Origin of the sequence: Kitasatospora sp. NPDC098663, from assembly GCF_044760075.1 — a bacterium.
In the GTDB taxonomy this organism is placed as follows: domain Bacteria; phylum Actinomycetota; class Actinomycetes; order Streptomycetales; family Streptomycetaceae; genus Kitasatospora.
In genome coordinates, this window is the sequence record NZ_JBIWAP010000132.1 from 1 (window position 1) to 1,733 (window position 1,733).

Below are 1,733 nucleotides of genomic sequence, written 5' to 3' on the forward strand. Positions count from 1 at the left end.
GCCGACGCACCCCAACACCGATCCAACGCCAACGCCACCAAATCACGCTGCGTCGTCACCACACCCTTCGGGACACCCGTCGAACCCGACGTGTAGTGCACCGAGGCCGCCTGGCCGGCGAGCCAGGCCACCGGCAGCGCGTCCGCGCTCAGCCCGGCCAGCTGCTCGCACACCTCCGGCGCGTCCAGCACCAGCAGCGACGTCCCGGCCACCGGTGCGAACGTGTGCTCCGACGTGGTCAGCACGCACACCGGACGGGCGTCGGCCAGCACCGTCGCGGTCCGCGCACCGGGCAGGTCGGTGTCGACCGGCACCAGGGTGCCGCCGGCCTTCAGCACGGCCAGCAGGGCGACCAGCAGCTCGGCCGAGCGCTCCATCACCACGGCGACCGGCGACTCCGCGCCTACGCCGCGCTCGGCCAGCAGCCGCGCCAGACGGTTGGCCCGCTCGTCCAACTCCCGGTATGACAAGGCCAGATCACCACTGACCACAGCCGTCGCGTCCGGCGTGCGGGCGACCTGCGCCGCGAACGCCGCCGGCACCGACAGCTCCGGCACCGCCACAGCAGTGTCGTTCCACTCGCCAACGATCCGGCGGCGCTCGGCCGCGTCCAGGACGTCCAGGGACGCGAGGCTGCGGTCGGCGTCCTGCTCCAGGGCGGTGACCAGCGCGTCCAGGCAGGTATGCAGGAGCGCCGCCACCTGGGCCGGGTCGGCAGGCGAGACCGCGTCCACGGTGGTCGCGAAACCCGTGCCGTCGACGTCGACCGACACCACCAGCGGATAGTTGGTCACATCGCGCACCGACCGCAGCCGGATGCCGCTCAGCGCCGAGCCCGACTCGCGCGGCACCGTTTGGTTGTAACGGTAGTTGAAGAGCGAGGTGAACAGCGGGCTGCCGCCGGGGAGTCCACTGACCTGCTGGGCCAGCGCGAGCGGGGCGTGCTCGTGCACCAGCAACTCGGCGAGCTGGCCGCGCATCGACTCCACCGCCTCGCCGACCAGCGGCCCGGTCAGACGGGCGCGCACGGGCAGCGTGTTGATGAACAGACCGGGCACCCGGTCCGCGCCCGTACCGGCGTCCATCCGGCCGAACAGCACGGTGCCGAACACCACGTCCTCGCGCCCGGACAGCGTGCCGAGCACCCGCGCCCAGGCGAGGTGGAAGAGCGTGGCCGGGCTGACGCCCTTGGCCCGCGCCACGTCCTTGACGCGGCCCGCGAGGTCCCCTTCGACCCGCAGGTGGGCCTGGGAGACCTGGGTGCCGTCGCCGTGGACGTCGAGCATCCCGTACGGCGCGGTGGTCTCGGTGACGTCGCCAAGCAGGCCCGCGAAGTACCGCTCGTGCTCCTCACGCGGCACACCGAGGCGGGCCTGGGCGACGAACTCACGGAACGGCAACGGCTCCGACAGCTCGCCCGTCCGGCCGGACAGGAACGCCCGCACCTCGTCGAGCAGCACCTCGAGCGCGGTGTGGTCCTGCACCAGGTGGTGGATCCGCAGCAGCGCCAGCCAACCGTCACCGCCGGGCTCGGCGGCGACGTGCGCGCTCATCAGCGGAGCCCGGTCGAGGTCCATCCACGAACCCGCGGCGGTCTCCAGCTGTTCGGCCGCCGACGGGCCCACCTGGTCCAGCTCGACCTCATCGAGCGGCAATTCGGCCTCGCGGTGGACGACCTGGACGGGTTCGCGCAGGCCGTCCCACACGATAGCGGTGCGGTAGACGTCGTGGCG

At 72.8% G+C, this 1,733-nt stretch carries 1 protein-coding gene; it reads right to left on the minus strand.

From position 1 onward, the window contains the following. Positions 1–1,733, minus strand: a 1,733-nt coding sequence (locus ACIQVZ_RS42410) for an AMP-binding protein (RefSeq protein ID WP_402458533.1), incomplete at both ends; no start/stop codon positions are given.